Annotated in this window: 17 protein-coding genes; 7 read left to right on the forward strand and 10 right to left on the reverse strand. The window is 60.3% G+C overall.

What is annotated here, in order from left to right; genetic code table 11:
* Positions 1 to 191: 191 nt before the first annotated feature.
* The 3 genes from AC3WMT_RS24550 to AC3WMT_RS24560 all read left to right on the forward strand — a co-directional run bounded on the left by AC3WMT_RS24550 (position 192) and on the right by AC3WMT_RS24560 (position 2,710).
* A complete protein-coding gene (locus AC3WMT_RS24550) occupies positions 192 to 1,028 on the forward strand; it encodes a CvfB family protein (RefSeq protein ID WP_103306187.1) in 837 nt (278 codons plus the stop codon).
* 45 nt (positions 1,029 to 1,073) lie between these two features.
* Complete coding sequence (locus AC3WMT_RS24555; protein WP_103306188.1) at positions 1,074 to 1,478, forward strand: DUF2177 family protein; 405 nt, start codon at positions 1,074 to 1,076, stop codon at positions 1,476 to 1,478.
* A gap of 299 nt (positions 1,479 to 1,777) precedes the next feature.
* Entirely contained in the window at positions 1,778 to 2,710 is a 933-nt protein-coding gene (locus tag AC3WMT_RS24560; protein ID WP_103306189.1) for a DMT family transporter, read from the forward strand.
* Here AC3WMT_RS24560 and AC3WMT_RS24565 read toward each other — a convergent pair.
* A complete protein-coding gene (locus tag AC3WMT_RS24565; RefSeq protein ID WP_103306190.1) occupies positions 2,655 to 3,836 on the reverse strand; it encodes an MFS transporter in 1,182 nt (393 codons plus the stop codon). The genes AC3WMT_RS24560 and AC3WMT_RS24565 overlap by 56 nt on opposite strands.
* 104 nt (positions 3,837 to 3,940) lie before the next feature.
* On the opposite strand from AC3WMT_RS24565, the gene ptrR reads away from it, so the two are divergent.
* Complete coding sequence (gene ptrR / locus AC3WMT_RS24570; RefSeq protein ID WP_103306191.1) at positions 3,941 to 4,834, forward strand: putrescine utilization regulator PtrR; 894 nt, start codon at positions 3,941 to 3,943, stop codon at positions 4,832 to 4,834.
* A 142-nt stretch (positions 4,835 to 4,976) separates the two neighbouring features.
* Positions 4,977 to 5,105, forward strand: coding sequence for a PA1414 family protein (locus tag AC3WMT_RS24575; protein WP_007914492.1), 129 nt, complete (start codon positions 4,977 to 4,979; stop codon positions 5,103 to 5,105).
* 215 nt (positions 5,106 to 5,320) lie between these two features.
* Here AC3WMT_RS24575 and AC3WMT_RS24580 read toward each other — a convergent pair whose 3' ends face one another.
* The 6 genes from AC3WMT_RS24580 to speB all read right to left on the reverse strand — a co-directional run bounded on the left by AC3WMT_RS24580 (position 5,321) and on the right by speB (position 10,908).
* Positions 5,321 to 5,569, reverse strand: a complete 249-nt coding sequence (locus AC3WMT_RS24580) for a phosphopantetheine-containing protein (RefSeq protein ID WP_103306192.1) — start codon at positions 5,567 to 5,569, stop codon at positions 5,321 to 5,323.
* Between the two features lie 43 nt (positions 5,570 to 5,612).
* The gene (locus AC3WMT_RS24585; protein WP_103306193.1) at positions 5,613 to 6,338 is read right to left on the reverse strand and encodes an MBL fold metallo-hydrolase; all 726 of its coding nucleotides are present in this window, start codon (positions 6,336 to 6,338) and stop codon (positions 5,613 to 5,615) included.
* Positions 6,339 to 6,423: 85 nt separating this feature from the next.
* Complete coding sequence (locus AC3WMT_RS24590) at positions 6,424 to 7,803, reverse strand: sodium:solute symporter family protein (RefSeq protein WP_103306194.1); 1,380 nt, start codon at positions 7,801 to 7,803, stop codon at positions 6,424 to 6,426.
* Between the two features lie 163 nt (positions 7,804 to 7,966).
* On the reverse strand, positions 7,967 to 9,469 hold the full coding sequence (locus AC3WMT_RS24595) for a purine-cytosine permease family protein (RefSeq protein WP_103306195.1): 1,503 nt from the start codon (positions 9,467 to 9,469) through the stop codon (positions 7,967 to 7,969).
* A 55-nt stretch (positions 9,470 to 9,524) separates the two neighbouring features.
* Positions 9,525 to 9,947, reverse strand: coding sequence for a YybH family protein (locus AC3WMT_RS24600; RefSeq protein WP_103306196.1), 423 nt, complete (start codon positions 9,945 to 9,947; stop codon positions 9,525 to 9,527).
* Positions 9,948 to 9,957: 10 nt separating this feature from the next.
* A complete protein-coding gene (gene speB / locus AC3WMT_RS24605; RefSeq protein ID WP_103306197.1) occupies positions 9,958 to 10,908 on the reverse strand; it encodes an agmatinase in 951 nt (316 codons plus the stop codon).
* Between the two features lie 358 nt (positions 10,909 to 11,266).
* On the opposite strand from speB, the gene AC3WMT_RS24610 reads away from it, so the two are divergent.
* Together AC3WMT_RS24610 and AC3WMT_RS24615 are read left to right on the forward strand one after the other, a co-directional pair.
* On the forward strand, positions 11,267 to 12,160 hold the full coding sequence (locus AC3WMT_RS24610; protein ID WP_007956593.1) for a LysR family transcriptional regulator: 894 nt from the start codon (positions 11,267 to 11,269) through the stop codon (positions 12,158 to 12,160).
* A gap of 18 nt (positions 12,161 to 12,178) precedes the next feature.
* A complete protein-coding gene (locus AC3WMT_RS24615; RefSeq protein WP_103306198.1) occupies positions 12,179 to 12,775 on the forward strand; it encodes a tRNA-uridine aminocarboxypropyltransferase in 597 nt (198 codons plus the stop codon).
* 144 nt (positions 12,776 to 12,919) lie between these two features.
* On the opposite strand, the gene AC3WMT_RS24620 is transcribed toward AC3WMT_RS24615, so the two are convergent.
* The 3 genes from AC3WMT_RS24620 to AC3WMT_RS24630 all read right to left on the reverse strand — a co-directional run bounded on the left by AC3WMT_RS24620 (position 12,920) and on the right by AC3WMT_RS24630 (position 17,980).
* Positions 12,920 to 14,281: an HlyD family type I secretion periplasmic adaptor subunit gene (locus tag AC3WMT_RS24620; protein WP_103306199.1), complete on the reverse strand. Its 1,362-nt coding sequence runs from the start codon at positions 14,279 to 14,281 to the stop codon at positions 12,920 to 12,922.
* 9 nt (positions 14,282 to 14,290) lie between these two features.
* Positions 14,291 to 16,450 carry a type I secretion system permease/ATPase gene (locus tag AC3WMT_RS24625; RefSeq protein ID WP_103306200.1) on the reverse strand — a complete coding sequence of 720 codons (2,160 nt, stop codon included), beginning with the start codon at positions 16,448 to 16,450 and terminating at the stop codon, positions 14,291 to 14,293.
* Between the two features lie 171 nt (positions 16,451 to 16,621).
* Complete coding sequence (locus AC3WMT_RS24630) at positions 16,622 to 17,980, reverse strand: TolC family outer membrane protein (RefSeq protein ID WP_103306201.1); 1,359 nt, start codon at positions 17,978 to 17,980, stop codon at positions 16,622 to 16,624.
* Between the last annotated feature and the right edge of the window lie 93 nt (positions 17,981 to 18,073).

An 18,073-nucleotide genomic window follows, 5' to 3' on the forward strand; every position in this document is an offset into this window, starting at 1 on the left:
AACATTGATGTTCCGTGGCGCCGTGATGCTCGATCGCGAGGCGCGAAATCAGACTGACGAGCGGCAGTTCGCCGGCCCGCGACCGAGGAAAATCAAGGCTTGTCACAGAATTTGCGGCCTCGCCGGTTTGCCCGCGAACGGACGCGGCAAAACCGGGTAGAATGCCGCCCACGCAATGAGGGTTCTGGAAAATGGCTTTAGTCGGGCGTTACAACAGTTTGCAAGTGGTTAAACACACTAACTTCGGTTTATATCTGGACGGCGGTGCCGACGGCGAAATTCTTTTGCCCAACCGTTATATCCCTAAAGATATTCCCAGCGAAGATGAAGACTGGCTCAACGTATTTATTTATCTGGACAGCGAAGACAAACTTCTCGCTACCACGGAAAAACCAAAAGTTCAGGTGGGCGAGTTTGCCAGTCTGAAAGTTGTTGAAGTCAACAGCATTGGCGTATTCCTCGATTGGGGTTTGCCGAAAGATCTGTTGCTGCCGTATTCCGAAGAGAAGCGGCAGATGACTGCCGGCGAGTACTGCGTGGTGCACGTCTACCTCGACAAGCACACCCGCCGCATCACCGCCACCGCGCGTCTGGATCGCTACCTCGACAAGACCCCGGCCACGTACAGCGCAGGCCAGGAAGTTGATCTGCTGGTCGCCGAAGCCACCGACATGGGCTTCAAGGCGATCATCAACAACAAGCACTGGGGTTTGATTCACAAGAACGAAATCTTCAAGTTCATGCGCTCCGGCATGCGTGAGAAGGGCTTCATCAAGGAAGTGCGCAGCGACGGCAAGATCAGCCTGAGCCTGCAACCGGTCGGCCAGGAAGCGGCCAGCAGCCTGTCGTCGAAGATCCTCGCCAAATTGCGCGAGAACGACGGCACGCTGGCGGTCAGCGACAAGAGCGATCCGGCACTGATCAGCAGCCTGTTCGGCGTCAGCAAGGGCAACTTCAAGAAGGCCATCGGTTCGCTGTACAAGGATGGCAAGATCGTCATTCACGCCGATCGCATTGAACTAACCTGAGCCTGGTGTGGCCCATGTTGCATGGGCTCACAGGAGGTCGGGTAAATGAAAAAAGCGTTGATTGCCTACGTCGCCACGTTGGTGACGTTTCTTTTGCTTGACGGCATCTGGCTCGGCCTGCTGATGGCACCGACCTATCGCGAACTGCTCGGTCCGCTGATGCTCGAAAAACCGCTGCTGGTTCCCGCAGCGGTTTTTTATTGCCTGTACGTTTTCGGTTGTATCCAGTTTGTGGTGTTGCCCGCGCTCAGTTGGCAGCAAGCGGCGCGGATGGGAGTGTTGTTGGGGCTGGTGGCGTATGGGACGTATGACCTGACCAATTGGGCGACATTGCGCGGCTGGTCGGTGCAGGTGACGTTGCTGGATTGGGGGTGGGGGACGTTTGCCACGGCGGTGGCTTGTACGGTCGGGTTTTGTGTGGCTCGGCGGTTTGCTGTTTCGAAGCGTTGAGTTGTGCTGCTTCGACCGGCCTCATCGCTGGCAAGCCAGACTCCCACAGGGTTTTGTGCCGAACATAGAATCTGTAGACACTATGCAACCCTGTGGGAGCTCGCTTGCCAGCGATTGACGGCGCAGCCGACAGCCATTCACCGCTGACGCAACGGAAGAATTAAATGTCTTTTCCAGACGGCTTTTTCTGCCGCACTGGTGAATAATCGACGCCATCACTATTCGCCCCGGACATCGATCCGGGGCTTTGTTATGACCATTGGATGGCCTGCCATGTTGTGTGTATACGAGGTGTTGCCGTGAGTATCGAGCGGCGCAATGCCGATAGTTTTGCCCTGCAAGTGATGATTGGCCTGTGCCTGATCTGGGGCGTGCAGCAAGTGATGATCAAGTGGGCGGCGCCCGACATTGCGCCGGTCATGCAAGCGGCGGCGCGCTCGGGCATTTCCGCATTGCTGGTAGGACTGCTCATCTGCTGGAAGGGCGGTTGGAATCAGGTCGGCAAGACCTGGCGCGGCGGCTTGTTGGCCGGTGCGCTGTTCGGCCTGGAGTTCTTTTTCATCGCCGAAGGCCTGCAACTGACCACGGCGGCGCACATGTCAGTGTTCCTCTACACCGCGCCAATCTTCACCGCGCTGGGCGTGCACTTCCTGTTGGCCAGCGAGCGTTTGCGGCCCTTGCAGTGGCTGGGGATTTTGCTCGCCTTCATCGGTATCGCGATTGCCTTCGCTGGCGGCGTGTCGTGGGACAACCTCGACCGGCGGATGCTGCTGGGGGACGCCTTTGGTGTCTTGGCTGGCGCCTGTTGGGGCGCGACGACGGTGGTGGTGCGCGCTTCGCGGTTGTCCGAGGCACCGGTAACGCTGACCCTGTTCTATCAATTGATCGTCGGCTTTCTCGGCCTGTTGCTGATCGCGCTGTTCAGCGGCCAGATTACTCATGTCAGCCTGACTACAGTGGCAGTGGCCAGCGTGTTGTTTCAAGGCCTGGTGGTGTCGTTCTTCAGTTACCTGGTGTGGTTCTGGCTGCTGCGCCGTTATCTGGCCGCCAACCTCGCGGTGTTCTCGTTCATGACGCCGTTGTTCGGCGTCACCTTCGGCGTGTTGCTGCTCGGCGAACACCTGAGCCTGAACTTTGTAATCGGTGCGGTGCTGGTATTGCTCGGCATCACTTTTGTCAGCGCCGAGCAGTGGCTGCGTCGGCGTTTGCGCAAAGCGCTCGGCCAGCGCTAGTCGATTGCCGCGCCAGGCCACCGGCCATCAACAAGCCGCTGCCGGCGATCACCAGCGCAGGCTGCAAACCACCGCTGAAATGGCTGCTCAGCGCGGCCAGCAACGGGCCGCTGAGCTGACCGACGGCAAAGCAAGCGGTCAACATGCCGGCATTGCGCTGGGTGGCATGCGGCGCCAGCTCCCGGGAGCGTTGCATGACCAACTGCATGCAGGCCAGAAACGGAGTGCCGCAAAGAACCACACCCAGTGCCAGACCCCAACCACTGCCCAACAGGCAGGCAAAAACCCCGGCGGCTTGCAGCCACAGCGTCGCCGTCAACCAGTGGCGCGTGGTCGCCGGATCATGCCGGCGCAGACTCACCAGCAACACGCCGATGGCCGCGCCAAGGCCGAAGCACGGCCAGAACAGATCCGCTTGCCATTGCCCGTGAAACTGCGCGTTGGCCATCTGCGACAGGAACGTCGCCGGGATGATGTAGCCGATGCCGTACAACGCGTAAATAACGGCCAGACGGGCAATACCGCGATTGGCTGGATTGATGGAAGTCGTTGCAACGATGGGCGCGGCGACCGGTTGCGGCAAAAAGCGCCAGACGCCGAGCATCATCACCAAGGCCGCCACGGCATAAATCAGCCACAACGTCGCCGACGTCTGCTGCAACAGATGTGAGACGAGTGCCAGCAATCCCGTCAGAAAAATTCCCAGACCTGGTCCGGCAAACACCAATGCGCCCAACCGAGGACGCCCTGCCGCCGCAGCCAATGGCTGGCTCAGTGATGTGATCATCACCAGAACCCAGGCACTCGCCACGCCGGTACCGAAGCGTAATACCAGATGCGACCAGAAACCGTTGGCCCAGAACGATGCCAGCGTCAGCAGCACGCACAGCCACAATCCGCCGTGCAGGCGACGCTGCACCTGCTCGGGACGGCGGGCGAACATTGCATCCACCGCACCCAGCAAATAACCGAGGTAGTTGGCCGCCGCAATCAGACCGGCGGCCGTCAGGTCAAACTGCCCTTCACTGAGCAGATGCGGCATTTGCGGTGTGAGAGCGAAACGGCCGATGCCCATGGCCATCATCAGAGCGACGAAGCAAGCGGATAAGCGAATCAGCGGCGACATGGTCTGGATTCCTTTAGAGGATCAATGACCGTCAGGCTAAGACTGATTGACTTTCTTTAAAATTGAATAATAGTGAGTAACTTGTTCTGTTCTGGAGAAAGGTTGTGGAATTCAGCCAACTGCGGATTTTTCAGGCCGTTGCGCAGGAAGGGTCGATCACCCGCGCCGCCGAACGCCTGCACCGAGTGCCGTCGAATCTGTCGACCCGGCTTAAACAGTTGGAGGAGCAACTCGGCGTAGAGCTTTTCGTCCGCGAACGTCAGCGTTTGCAGCTGTCGCCTGCGGGAAAAGTCTTGCTGGACTACACCGGCAAACTGTTTGCCCTGCGTGATCAGGCCACTGCGGCGGTGATGGGTGGGCAGCCGGCGGGGGATTTTGTTCTGGGTACGATGTACAGCACCGCAGCGATCCATTTGCCGGCGTTGCTGGCGCGGTATCACAAGCAGTACCCGGCGGTGAACCTGCAAGTGCAGTCGGCACCGAGCGGCGAACTGCTCGAAGGCTTGCTCACCGGTCGCCTCGATGCGGCTTTCGTGGACGGCCCGCTGGAGCTGGCCGGGCTCGATGGTGTGCCGTTGTGCGAAGAGCGTCTGGTGTTGATCACGGAAATCGATCACCCATCGGTGCGCAGCGCCGCGGATGTTGAAGGGCGTTCGGTGTTCACGTTTCGCCAAGGCTGCTCCTACCGTATGCGCCTGGAGGCGTGGTTTGCCCACGCCCATGCGGCGATGGGCCGGGCGATGGAAATCGAGTCCTATCAGGGCATGCTTGCTTGTGTGGTGGCGGGCAGTGGCGTGGCGCTGATGTCGGAGTCGATGCTGGCCAGCCTGCCGGGGCGCGAGAACGTTGCCGCGCATCCATTGGCTGAGCCGTTCGTGAGTGCGACAACATGGCTCATGTGGCGCAAAGGCATGCTTGGCGCCAACCTCAACGCGTGGATTGAAGTGCAGCAAGCCGTCTATCCTGCGGCTCTGAATGAAAGCCGGGAAACGGCTTGAACGAATGGACAGGAATTCTGTTCAATTCAGTAACAGATCATTGCGGATTTCGCCGAGCATTGCGTAGGACTTCGGACTATTATCAGTGCGAAGCGGCCTCAGAATTCCGGCCGCTCAGCACCACCCTGAAGGGGGCATGACGATGAAAGAGAAAATTCAGAACTGGCTGCACGATTTAGGTGTTGCCCTCGGCTTGATCGAACCGCCTCTGCAACCTGTACCGATTCGCACAGACGACGAGCAGCGTCGGCGCCAACAGCGTCGGCGGTAAGCGATCACCCTGTGAGTGACGCTTGTTGTGGCGAGGGAGCTTGCTCCCGCTCGGCTGCGAAGCAGTCGTAAAGTCAGTCAACAAGGTGGTCTGGGGCAACCGGGCTGAATGGTTTTGGGGCTGCTTCGCAGCCCATCGGGGCGGTGCGACGTTTCGCTAAATCCCCTCGCCACAGGGATCTCCAGCATCCTGACATATGTATTTGGCAATACCTCTCAATGCCGCCCGATCTCCAGTAAAAACCGGCTCAAGTCATTCGCGGTCTTCGCGGTCTTGAGCATCCGGTCTTCCTCCGCCGTAAACGCCGTCAGTCCGAATTCATCTTCCAGATGAAAGATCAGATCTTCGATATCGGCTTTCTCCAGCCCCAACTGCACCAGACTGGTGTTGTCGTTGAATTCGCGGCTTTCCAGCAGGCGCCGAATATATCGGTGCACGGCGGCACGCACGGCAGCTCTTCTCATGGCAGATATTTCTGATTGTTGTTTTGCTTGATTACAGCAGGCGTCACGCGTGCCCGCGTAACCACTCGTCAATCATCGAACGCAAATGCTCGCCGGAGAAACTGCCGAAATGCCCGCCATGCACGGTGCGGATCGGCAATGCCTGCAAACGCCGCAGACTGGCCGCATAGTCATCCAGATTCGAATGGTAGGCGTCTTCGATCAACGGCCCGTCGTAGATGATGTCGCCACTGAACAGCGTTTGTGTCGCCGCTTCATACAGGCTGATCCCGCCCGGCGAATGCCCCGGCGTGTGCAGCACCTGCAGGCTGCGATCGCCCAGATCCAGCACATCGCCATCCTCGACAAACCCGGTCGCCGGCGCGGCTTTGACCCGGTACTCGGCGTAGCACAACGGGCAATCCGGATGCGCCTCGAACATGTCATCGCCGACGAAAGCGCGGCTCAGATCATTCTCGCCATCGGGCGCTGCCAGAATGTCCGCCTCGGCCGGATGCACCAGTCGTTCAGCGAATTCGTGATGCCCGGCGATGTGGTCGAAATGGCAATGACTGGCTACTGCCACCAACGGTCGCTCGGTAATCCATGGCAACTGTTCGCGCAGGCTGACAAGCCCTGAACCGCTATCGAGCAACAGGTCTTTGTCGCGGCCCTGTACGTGCCACAGGTTGCAGCGGTAGAACGGGCGAATATACGGCTCGTGAATCAGCCGAATACCGTCACTCAGGTTCTGCACTTCAAACCATTGATCGCGCGAAACAATCTTCATCAGCCATTTTCTCCAGACGAAAAAAACGGGTGTGGCAACCGACGCCACACCCGTCGAAGAAAGCATCAAGTCGTTATGTTTCAGCTTAGATCGCGCTGGCCACGGTCGCCGGGCGAGGGGAGACCAGGCTGACCACCACGAAACTCACCAGACCGACAGCCAGGCTGTAGTAGATCGGCGTGTTGGCGTCCAGACCGTCCTTGAACATGAACAGCAGCGCGGTGGCAAAGCCCAGGCCCATGCTGGCGATGGCGCCGGCGGTGGTCGCGCGTTTCCAGAAAATCGCCCCGATCAACGGGATCAGCATGCCGCCGACCAACAGGTTGTAGGCGAGGGTCAGGGCGCTGATCACATCGTTCACCACCAGCGCGATACCGAGCACGACGATGCCGGTCAGCAGGGTGAACAAGCGGTTGATGCCCAGGCTCGACTGTTTGCCGCCACGCAGTTTCGGCAACAGGTCTTCAGTCAGGGTGGTGGCAGCGGCGAGCAGGCCGGCGCTGGCGGTGGACATCATTGCCGCGAGTGCCGCAGCGATCACCAGACCACGGATGCCGTCCGGCAGCGACAGTTTGACGATGGCGGCGAAGGCGTTGTTGACGTTGTCCAGATCCGGGATCAGCACGTGCGCGGCCATGCCGATCAGCGCGCAGGCCAGGCCGTAGAGGATGCAGTAGATGCCCGCGATGCTGCCGGCGTACTGCGCGACTTTGGCGGTCTTGACGGTGAACACCCGTTGCCAGATGTCTTGACCGATCAGGATGCCGAAGAAGTAGATCATGAAGTAGGTGATGATCGTGTCCCAGCCGATGGTGGTGAAGCTGAAGGCAGTGGCCGGCAGTTTCAGCACCAACTCATCCCAACCGCCGACGCGGTACAGGCAGATCGGCAACAGGATGAACATCAGGCCAACGGTCTTGATGATGAACTGGACGATGTCGGTCAGGGTCAGTGACCACATGCCGCCAATGGCCGAGTAGACCACCACCACACCACCGCCGAGCAACACCGAGATCCAGAACGGCAGGCCGAACAGCACTTGCAGCACGGTGCCGATGGCGAGGATCGAGGTCACGCCGATCATCAGCGCGTAGGCCAGCATGATTGCCGCGCTCGCCGAGCGGGCCATCGGGTTGTAGCGTTTTTCCAGGACCTGGGTAACGGTGTAGATCTTCAGTTTCAGCAGCGGTTTGGCGAGGAACAGGTTCAGCGCGACGATGCCGCAACCGAGTGCCGCGCACAGCCAGAAACCGGAGATGCCGTGCACGTAGCCCAGACGCACGGTGCCGACGGTGGATGCGCCACCGAGCACGGTCGCGGCCATGGTGCCCATATACAGGCTCGGGCCTAGGTTACGACCGGCCACGAGAAAGTCTTCGTTGGTCTTGGCCTTGCGCATGCCGAAGTAGCCGAGCAAGAGCATGCCGGCGGCGTAGATGAGGACGACGAATAAATCCAAAGCCATGATGGCGTGTCTCCGATTGTCTTTTTTATGGTGAAACAAATTTGGTTCAGTGGTGCTGCCCTTTGTAGGCCTTCGCCTGCTCGCGATAGCGGTCTGTCAGTCACATCTTTATTGGATGTGCTGCAGTTATCGCGAGCAGGCTCACTCCTACAGGGGATCTGCGTCAGGCAGCCTGGCGCAGTTCAGGTTTTTCCACGATTTGGCTACGCGCGTCCGTCGGGCCGAACACGTCGCGCGGTTCCGGGAACAGGCTCAGCAGCGTCAGATACACAACCGAAGCCAGACCCAAAGTCACCGGCAAACTGATGTCGATGCCGCCGGCCATCTCGCCCAGCGGGCCGACGAACTGCCCCGGCAGGTTGACGAAGCACAGGCCGACCGCCGCGCTCGGAATCCACGCACCCAGACCGCGCCAGTTCCAGCCGTGGCTGAACCAGTAGCGTCCGCCTTGCTCGCCGCGAGTGAACACTTGCAGGTCATCCGGGCAGTAGAAACCGCGACGTACCAGCAGGCCGATGATCATGATCACCATCCACGGGGTGGTGCAGGTGATGATCAGCACGGCGAAGGTCGACACGCTCTGCACCAGGTTCGCCGCAAAGCGTCCGATGAAGATGAAGGCAATCGACAGCACGCCGATCAGCAACGTCGCTTTCACGCGCGACAACACGCGTGGGAACACGCTGGACATGTCGAGCCCGGTGCCATACAGCGAGGTAGTGCCGGTGGACATGCCGCCGATCACCGCAATCAGGCACACCGGCAGGAAGAACCAGCTCGGCGACACCGCCAGCAGACCACCGACATAGTTGTTCGCCGCGATGTAGTCCGGCGCCTTGATCGCAACGATGGTCGCGGTGGCCAGGCCGAACAGGAACGGGATGAACGTGGCGATCTGCGACAGCACAACCGCCGCCATGATCCGTTGCTTGGAGGTTTCACGGGGGATGTAGCGCGACCAGTCGCCGAGGAACGCACCGAAGGAAATCGGGTTGCTCATCGCTACCAGTGCAGCGCCGATGAACGCGGCCCAGAAGCCCGGTTGACCGAGGCTGACGGTGCCCGCGTAATGCGCGTCGAAAGGACCGGCGAAGGCGAAGATGCCCAGCAGGAACAACAGGCTGGCGCTCCACACCGCGATCTTGTTCACCCACAGCAAAAAGCGGAAGCCGTAGATGCACACGGTCAGTACAAGGACCGCGAACAGACCGTAGGCCAGGCCCAGGGTCAGGTCGGTTTCCGGCAGACCGATCAGGCGTTTTGCACCACCGATCAGCGCATCCCCCGAACTCCACACCGAGAGCGAGAAAAACGCGATAGCGGTCAACAGCGACAGGAACGAACCGACGATCCGCCCGTGCACGCCGAAGTGCGCACCGGACGACACGGCATTGTTGGTGCCGTTGAGCGGGCCGAACAGGCCCATCGGTGCGAGGATCAGCGAGCCGAGCAGCACGCCCGCAACAATCGCCCAGACGCCAGCCTGAAACGACAGGCCGAACAGCACCGGGAAACTGCCGAGCACGGCGGTGGCAAAGGTATTCGAACCGCCGAAGATCATCCGGAACAAGTCCGTCGGGCCTGCGCTGCGTTCGTGGTCCGGGATCTGTTCGACCCCGTGGGTTTCAATTTGCGTAAGGCTTTGGTCGTTGTTGTTGTTATTCATGATCTGCTCCGATCATAAAGGCGCGTTCATCGTGCGTGAACGTCACCTGTCTTGGCTAAGGGGATGGCAGCCCTTCCGGCATTGCGGACAAATGTTCGTGGCAGGCCAGCCAATGGCCTTGTTGTTCTAGGCTCGACGCTTGTTTCTTGAAAACAATCGTCTCGCGCTCCTGGCTGAAGTGTTGCTCCCCTTGCATGCGCAGCTCGGTGGCCACGTCATGGATGAAAATCGCCACGTCACCTTGCAGGCTGACGAAGGCGTTGCTCGAAGTGCACGACAGCACTTCAAAGCCATCCTCGGCGCGCCAGCTGTCCCACAAGGCCTGATAGGCATCGCGCGACAGCAAAGGCTGTTCGAGGGTGTAGAAGACGAAACTTGCGTCGGCGCTGAACGCGCCGAAGTAAGCTTCGCGATCGTTGCGGGCGAACGCGGCCACCAGATCGGCGGCCGCTTGCAAAACCTGATCACGTTCGTTCATGACCCGATCCTCAGCGATGGACCACGCCAGGCAGTACGCAGAGCATTTCGTACAGCAGGTTGGCGGCCAGCAGCGAGGTGTTGCCGGTGGTGTCATAAGCGGGCGAGACTTCTACCAGATCGCAACCGATCAGGTCGAGGCCTTGGCAGCCACGGACGATTTCAATCGCCTGAATGGTCGTCAGACCACCGATTTCCGGGGTGCCGGTGCCTGGCGCCCAGGCCGGGTCGATGCCGTCGATGTCGAAGCTCAGGTACACCGGACCGCCGCCGACTTTCTCGCGCACTTCGGCCATCAGCGGGGCCAACGACTTGTGCCAGCATTCTTCGGCCTGGACGACGCGGAAGCCCTGATCGCGGCTCCAGTTGAAGTCGTCAGCGGTGTAACCCTGCGCACGCAAACCAATTTGCACCACACGGTCGCAGTCCAGAAGGCCTTCTTCGACGGCGCGACGGAAGGTCGTACCGTGGGCGATCTTCTCGCCGAACATGTGATCGTTGACGTCAGCGTGGGCGTCGATGTGTACCAGACCGACCTTGCCGTGCTTTTTATGAATCGCCCGCAGGATCGGCAGGGTGATGGTGTGGTCGCCACCCAGGGTCATCGGGATCACGTTGTGCTCGAGGATATTGTCGTAGGCTTCTTCGATGATGCGCACGGCGTCGAGCAGGTTGAAGGTGTTGATCGCCACGTCACCGATGTCGGCCACCGACAGCGAATCGAACGGCGCAGCGCCGGTGGCCATGTTGTACGGGCGGATCATCACCGATTCGGTGCGGATGTCGCGTGGCCCGAAGCGGGTCCCGGGGCGCAGCGAAGTACCGATGTCCAGCGGCACGCCAACGAAGGCAGCGTCCAGACCGGCAGCAGTGGGCAGGTGTGGGAGTCGGAGCATGGTGGCGATGCCGCCGAAGCGCGGCATTTCGTTGCCGCCCAGTGGTTGGTGAAGAATCTTGTCCACGGGAAAGGCCTCATCGTCTTTGTTTTATTTATGTCGGCGCACCGTTCAGCACAGGTTCGGACGCCGCTGTGGGGCCGATTCTGCGAAATGTAGTGGAGGGGAAGAATCGCTACGGGCAAATACTTAGTTCAGATTTTTCTAAACTAATGGCGAGGCTGGAGATAGACTTCCCGAACCTGCACCTATACCCCTGTGGCGAGGGGATTTATCCCCGATCGACTGCGCAGCAGTCGTCAATTCGTTGCTCGCGGCATACCTGATGAATCGATTTGCAGGCGTGGGGCGGCTTCGCCACCCATCGGGGATAAATCCCCTCACCACAAAGTCATCAGTGTTCGACAGATGTTTGGAGAGCCGCATGGCCAACGCTTTACCCGATCTGAAACTGTTGCGCATCTTCGTCAGCGTCGTGCGCCATCAGGGTTTCGCCAACGCGCAACAGGAACTCAACCTGTCGACCTCGGCGATCAGCACCTACATGAGCCAGCTCGAAGCCGCGCTCGGTCTGGTGCTGTGCCATCGCGGGCGTGGCGGGTTCAGCCTGACCAGTAAAGGTGAGCTGTTCCATCAGGAAACCCTGCGCCTGCTCGCCGAACTCGAAGGTTTCGAGCAATACGCCGCCGCGCTCAAGGGCGAATTGCGCGGCACGCTCAACCTTGGGGTCATCGACTCCACTGTCAGCGACAAGGCCCTGCCGTTCGCCGAAGCCATCGGCGCCTACAGTCAGGAGCATCCGGCGGTGCATTTGCATCTGTCGGTGATGAGCCCATATGAACTGCAACTCGGTGTGCAGGACAACCGCCTCGATCTGGCCATCGGGGCGTTCTCCACGCGCATGAGCGGTCTGGTCTACATGCCGCTGTACCGCGAGCAGCACTGGCTGTATTGCAGCAGCCGGCACCCGTTGTTCAACGAGCGGCGTATCCCCGAGCAGGTCATCACCCAGCAGCGCATGGTCGGACGCGGTTACTGGAGTCAGGCGGAATTGGCCCGGCACGGCTTCAAACACAGTGCGGCGACCGTGGAAAGTATGGAAGCGCAGCTGATTCTGGTGCTGTCCGGCGCCTACATCGGTTACCTGCCGGAGCACTACGCTCAAGCCTGGGCGGACAAGGGTGATTTGCGTGTGTTGCTGCCGGCGACCTTCGGTTATCAGGCACCGTTTTCGATGATCATGCGCCGGGGCCGCAGCCGTGAACCGCTGATTCAGACCTTTCGTGATTTGCTTAAAGCCCAGCTCAATCAGGCCTAGCTTGTAGGAACAAGAAGTATGTCCAGACCTCAATGCCCGCGCTGCCTGCGCCCCGAAACCCATTGCCTGTGCGCGCTGATCCCCCGTCTCGACAGCCGCACCCGGGTGTTGTTGTTGCAGCATCCGAGCGAGGTCAGTCATGCGCTCAATACCGCGCGCTTGGCGGCGCTGGGTTTGACCAATGCCGAACTGATTGTCGGCGAGGTGTTCGCGGATTTGCCGGCGCTGCTGAACCGGCCGGGGTATCAGGCGCGGTTGTTGTTTCCGGCGGATGATGCGCAGCCGATGCAGGCGTATGGCGAGTCTGATGAACCGTTGCTGCTGGTGGTGCCCGACGGCACCTGGCGCAAGGCGCGCAAGATGTTGCACCTCAATCCGCTGCTGGCGGCGTTGCCACGGGTGACGCTGGCGCAGGGCGGTGTGTCGCGCTATCGATTGCGCAAGGCGCCGGGGCCGGGGGCGTTGTCGACGATCGAGGCGATTGTGCAGGCGCTTGAAACTCTCGAAGCACCGACTACGTTTGCGCCGTTGCTGAGGCCGTTCGAGGCGTTGATCGAGGGGCAGATTGCGGCGATGGGGGAGGAGGTTTTTCAGCGCAATCATGCTGAAAAATGATCGGTGCCTTTGCAGGCCTCATCGCTGGCAAGCCAGCTCCCACAGGTTCTGAGGTGTTCACAGGTTTTGTGTTTGACACGGATACTGTGGGAGCTGGCTTGCCAGCGATGAGGCCAGTCAATTCACCACAAAATCCGGATATCTCTACCGTTCGCGCATCGCTTCGGTCCGCGCTTTCAGCACTGGCTTGAGCAAGTAATCCAGCACACTTTTCTCCCCGGTAATAATGTCCACCGTCGCTACCATTCCCGGAATGATCAGCAGCGGTTTCACATCCCCGCCCAAATGGTTTTTATCGGTTCTCACCTGAATCAGATAGAAGCTGTTGCCCTTGTCATCGGTAATCGTGTCCGCACCGATCAACTCAAGCTTGGCACTCAACCCGCCGTAAATCGTGTAGTCGTAAGCACTGAACTTGACCATGGCTTTCTGGCCCGGATGCAGGAACGCCACATCCTGCGGACGCACCTTGGCCTCGATCAGCAGGTTGTCTTCCAGCGGCACGATTTCGACCATGTCGCTGCCCGGCTGGACCACGCCGCCGATGGTGTTGACCTTGAGTTGCTTGATCACCCCGTGTACCGGCGACGTCACCGTGGTGCGGCTGACGCGGTCGTCGATGGCGATGCTGCTGGCGGTGATTTTCGACAGGTCCGTGCGTTTCTCATTCAGCTCTTTGGCGGCCTCGGAGCGGAAGGTCTGCTCGGACTCGTCGATCTTGCTGCGGATCTCGGCGATCGCCGATTCGGCCCGGGGAATCGCCAGTGTCGTAGCGTTCAAGGAGCCGCGAATTTCCACCGCGCTACGCTTGAGCCGGAGGATTTCCACCGGGGACACCGCGCCGGTTTTTACCAATGGCTCGGACATGTTCATCTCTTGCTGCAGCAGCGCCAGACTTGAGCTGAACTGGCCTTGCTTGGAGCGGAACTCAGCCAGTTCCTGAGTCTTCTGGCGCAATTGTTCGCTCAAGGTGCGCTGTTCGCTGGCCAGACGCCGTTGCCGTTGCTCGTACAGCGAGCGCTCGTCTTCTGCCACTTGCGGTGCTTTGGCGATCACTTCATCAGAGAGTTTGAACGGCCGGCCCTCGGATTCCGCTGACAGCCGTTCGACCTGGGCCGTCAGTGCATAACGATCCGCTTCGCTCTCGCCCTTGTTCGAGCGAAACCGCGTGTCATCCAGGCGCAGCAGGGTGTCGCCCTTGTTCACCATTTGCCCCTCGCGGACAAAGATTTCAGTGACGATCCCGCCCTCAAGATTCTGGATCACCTGGACCTTGCTCGACGGAATCGCCTTGCCTTCGCCCATGGTCACTTCTTCAAGCACCGCGAATTTGGCCCAGACCAGCGCCGAGATCAGCAATCCCGCCGCCAGCCACACGGTAATCCGCGACCAGCGTGGCGAATCCTGCAACGAGGCGCCGGCGGTTTCCGGCATGAACTCGGCCTCGGCGCTTTTGCCGAAACTGTCGAAGTAGCCGCGTGATTTGCCATCGGATGCAGCAGACATGGCTTACTCCTAGACTGCCGCCGAGCCGACACGGCCCTTGCGCAGTGCATCGATGACTGCTTCTTTCGGACCGTCAGCGACGACCCGGCCGTTGTCCAGCACCAGCAAGCGATCCACCAGGCTCAGCATCGAGGTGCGGTGGGTGACCAGCAGCAGGGTTTTGCCTTGTACCCAGTCGTGCAGCTTCTGGCGCAATTGGTCTTCGCTGCTGTTGTCCATGGCGCTGGTGGGTTCGTCGAGCAGCATGATCGGCGGGTCGAGCAACAACGCTCGCGCCAGCAACACGGCCTGGCGTTGTCCGCCGGAGAGCAATTGCCCGCGCTCGCCCACCGGGCGGTCAAAGCCTTGCGGGTGCTGACGGGCGAGTTCGGTGACGCCGGTCAGTTCGGCAACTTCGAGCATGCGTGAGTCGCTGATGTAGCGCGCACCGAGGGTCAGGTTGTCGCGCAGACTGCCGGCCAACAGTGGCAGATCGTGGGCGACGTAACCGATCTGCTGGCGCAGGTCGGCGACGTCCAGTTGCCGCAGGTCGAGGCCGTCGAGCAGCAATTGGCCTTCTTCCGGTTCATAGAAGCCCATCACCAGCCGCGCCAAAGTACTTTTGCCGGAACCGCTGCGACCGATGATGCCGACCCGTTCGCCAGGTTTCAGACTGAAACTGACATTGCTCAGGGCCGGCGCATTCTGCCCGTTGTAATGAAAGGTCACGCCGTTGACGTCGAGCGCGCCTTGCAGTTGCGTACGTTCCAGCGGCCGCTGTTTGCCGTCGCGCTCTTGCGGCAAAGCCATCAGCGCGTCGGTGCTCTTCATGGTCAGTTGCGCTTGCTGATAACGGGTGATGAGCCCGGCGATCTGCCCCAGCGGCGCGAGCACGCGACTGCCGAGCATATATGTCGCCACCAGCGCGCCGACGCTGAGGTTGCCGGCGATGATGCTGTAGACCCCGGCAACAATCGTCGCCATCCCGGAAAACTGCTGGATGAATAGCGTGCCGTTGGTGGCCAGCGCCGATAGATTGCGTGCGTGGCTGTCGAGGCGGGTGAGGGCGCCGTGGGTGCTTTCCCATTTGTGCTGGCGCTCGCTTTCGGCGCTGCAAGCCTTGAGGGTTTCCAGACCGCCGAGGGTTTCGATCAGCAAAGCCTGACGTTCGGCGCCTAGGCTCAAACTCTTCTGCACGGTGTCGCGCAGACGCACCTGAATGGCCAGGGCAAACATGATCGTGATCGGAAACGCCAGCAGCGGAATCACCACCAGCCAGCCCCCGAGCAGGCCGATCACCACCAGCATCAATACCACGAAGGGCAGGTCGATCAGACTGGTCAGGGTCACCGCCGTGAGGAATTCGCGCAGGCCCTGGAAGTCATGAATGCTCTGGGCGAAACCACCGATGGTCGCCGGCCGCGCCTTCATCGACATGCCGGTGATGCGTTCGAATAAAGTCGCGGAAAGGATCACATCGGTTTTCTTGCCGGCGGTGTCCAGCAAGTGCGCGCGCACCACCCGCAACACCAGTTCGAAACCGGTGCCGATCAGCAGCCCGATCGACAGCACCCACAGGGTCGAGGTGGCCTGATTCGGCACCACGCGGTCGTAGGTCTGCATGACGAACAGCGGCACCATCAGGCCCAGAAGGTTGATCAGGAAACTGGCAAGGATCGCGTCGCTGTAGAGCCATTTCGACAGCTTCAAAGTGTCGCGAAACCACGCATGCACTCGCGGCACCAGGGGCGAGCGCAGGTCTTCAAGTTCGTGGCGGGGCCGGGCGAACAAGGCCTGGCCACTGTAGTGTTCGCTGAGTTCTTCGCGGCTGACCCATTGCTCGCCGCCATCGGCTTCGCTGGGCAAAATCAGGGCTTTGCCGTCATCGCCAAAACGCCGCAGTACAGCGGTGCGACCGTCGTTGAGCAGTAACAGGATCGGCAGGTTCAGTGGCGAGATATCTTTCAGATCACGACGCAGCAAACGCGCCTGCAACCCGGCCCGGGCGGCGGCGCGGGGCAACAGATCGAGGCTCAGGCGTTGTTTGTTCAGGGGCAGCCCGGCACTCAGGCTGGCGCGACTGACCGTCGCGCCATGGAGTTTGCAGAGGATCAACAGACCGTCGAGTAACGGATCATCGAAGCTCAGCCGCGGATCGACCCCTGCGTTACCGGGTTCCATGCTGGTCATATTGATCGCTCCCCTGTTACCGCTTCATTGGGCTTACTGATCGTTCCCACGCTCTGCGTGGGAATACCTCCAGGGACGCTCTGCGTCCAGTGACGCGGAGCGTCACGGGCTGCATTCCCACGCAGAGCGTGGGAACGATCAGAATCAGCAGCCTTCGGTAGGAGGTCTACGTCATTTCAGCTCTGGCAGGCGTGCTTCGTTTTTGACTTCGGTCGCGGCGATCGCATCGGCAGGCAGCACCACCCGTTGTTTGCTCAGCAACTGGCCCATGTTCGCCAGCACGCGGTACATCGAATATTCCTCGGTGTAGCGAATTTCGGTGTAGCGGCGGTTGGCGTTGTAGAGCTCGTTTTCGCTGTCGAGCAAATCGAGCAGGGTGCGTTGGCCAAGGCCGAACTGATCCTGATAGGCGGCGCGTACACGCTTGGTGGTTTCAGCGTATTCGCGGGCGGTCGGGGTCTGTTTCTTCGCGTTGAGCATGGCGTTCCAGGCCAGGTGAATGTTCTCGTTCAACTGACGCAAGGCGTTGTTGCGGATGTCCATCGCCTGATTGATCTGGTGCGCATCGGAGGCCAGTCGCGCCTTGTCGCTGCCGCCACGGAACAGGTTGTAGTTCATCACCACACCCACACGCCATTCGTTGTCGTGACCCTCATCGCCTTGCACGTTGTTGTTCGCGCCCACCGCCGCTTCTGCGTCGAAGCGTGGATAGAAAGGTGACTTGGCGACTTCGTACTGGCTCTCGGCCGATTGCACGTCGGCCTGTGCGGATTTCAGATACGGATTGTTCTCGACCATGCTCTGCTGGGCTTCCGGCAGGGAGGTGGGTAACTCGCCACGGGTCGAGGCCGGGGTTTCCAGCTCATCGGGCATGCGCCCGACCACGCTGTAGAAGTTTGATTCGGCATCGGCCAGATCGACTTCGGCGGTGTCGAGGTTGTTCTGTGCCAGCGCTTTACGAGCGACCGACTGATCGGAGTCAGCGGTGCTGCCGACGCCGCGCTCGGTGCGCAGGCCGATCTGATCGTTGACCCGCAAGTGCGCCTGCAGATTGTTCCGGGCCAGCGTCACCAGTTCGCGGCGCTTGAGCACTTCGAGGTAGACCTCGATGGTGCGCAGGGCCAGATCCTGAGCGGTGCCTTGCGCGTAGTACGCGCGCGAATTGGACACGCCTTTGGTCCGTTCGACCTCGTTGGCGGTGTTGAAACCGTCGAAGAGCATTTGCCGCAGACGCAGCTCCGACTGGGTGTAATTGAGAATCTCGGTGTGGTGATTACCGAAGGCCCGGGTGTTGGTGTTGTCGCTGTAGCCGCGACCATAGGCGGCGTTCAAATCGACGGACGGGTAGAAGCCGCCCTTGGCAACTTTGACTTGTTCATCAGCCGACAGGCGTGCGTCCACGCGCGAAGCCAGTTCCGGGTGGGTCGCAATCGTGCTTTGGATCGCCTCGGTGAGGTTCATGGCATGGGCTTGAGAAGTGCAAGCCATGGCCAGCAAAACCGCGCTGCAGAGGGGGGTTAGAACGCGCATGGGTGCATCTCCCTGAGTCCTGATGGTGTGTAACTGTCGCCAAATATTTGACGATATTTTTAGGTGTAGGCGTTTCACTCTTGTAACAACAGA

It is taken from the genome of Pseudomonas sp. FW305-7 (assembly GCF_058786735.1).

Coding starts and splice junctions, on each gene's coding strand:
- AC3WMT_RS24600 (WP_103306196.1), bottom strand. CDS start 9,947: ATGAACGAACGTGATCAGGTTTTGCAAGCGGCCGCCGATCTGGTGGCC.
- AC3WMT_RS24630 (WP_103306201.1), bottom strand. CDS start 17,980: ATGCGCGTTCTAACCCCCCTCTGCAGCGCGGTTTTGCTGGCCATGGCT.
- AC3WMT_RS24620 (WP_103306199.1), bottom strand. CDS start 14,281: ATGTCTGCTGCATCCGATGGCAAATCACGCGGCTACTTCGACAGTTTC.
- AC3WMT_RS24585 (WP_103306193.1), bottom strand. CDS start 6,338: ATGAAGATTGTTTCGCGCGATCAATGGTTTGAAGTGCAGAACCTGAGT.
- AC3WMT_RS24610 (WP_007956593.1), top strand. CDS start 11,267: ATGGCCAACGCTTTACCCGATCTGAAACTGTTGCGCATCTTCGTCAGC.
- AC3WMT_RS24555 (WP_103306188.1), top strand. CDS start 1,074: ATGAAAAAAGCGTTGATTGCCTACGTCGCCACGTTGGTGACGTTTCTT.
- AC3WMT_RS24575 (WP_007914492.1), top strand. CDS start 4,977: ATGAAAGAGAAAATTCAGAACTGGCTGCACGATTTAGGTGTTGCCCTC.
- AC3WMT_RS24595 (WP_103306195.1), bottom strand. CDS start 9,469: ATGAATAACAACAACAACGACCAAAGCCTTACGCAAATTGAAACCCAC.
- AC3WMT_RS24625 (WP_103306200.1), bottom strand. CDS start 16,450: ATGACCAGCATGGAACCCGGTAACGCAGGGGTCGATCCGCGGCTGAGC.
- AC3WMT_RS24615 (WP_103306198.1), top strand. CDS start 12,179: ATGTCCAGACCTCAATGCCCGCGCTGCCTGCGCCCCGAAACCCATTGC.
- AC3WMT_RS24550 (WP_103306187.1), top strand. CDS start 192: ATGGCTTTAGTCGGGCGTTACAACAGTTTGCAAGTGGTTAAACACACT.
- AC3WMT_RS24565 (WP_103306190.1), bottom strand. CDS start 3,836: ATGTCGCCGCTGATTCGCTTATCCGCTTGCTTCGTCGCTCTGATGATG.
- AC3WMT_RS24580 (WP_103306192.1), bottom strand. CDS start 5,569: ATGAGAAGAGCTGCCGTGCGTGCCGCCGTGCACCGATATATTCGGCGC.
- AC3WMT_RS24590 (WP_103306194.1), bottom strand. CDS start 7,803: ATGGCTTTGGATTTATTCGTCGTCCTCATCTACGCCGCCGGCATGCTC.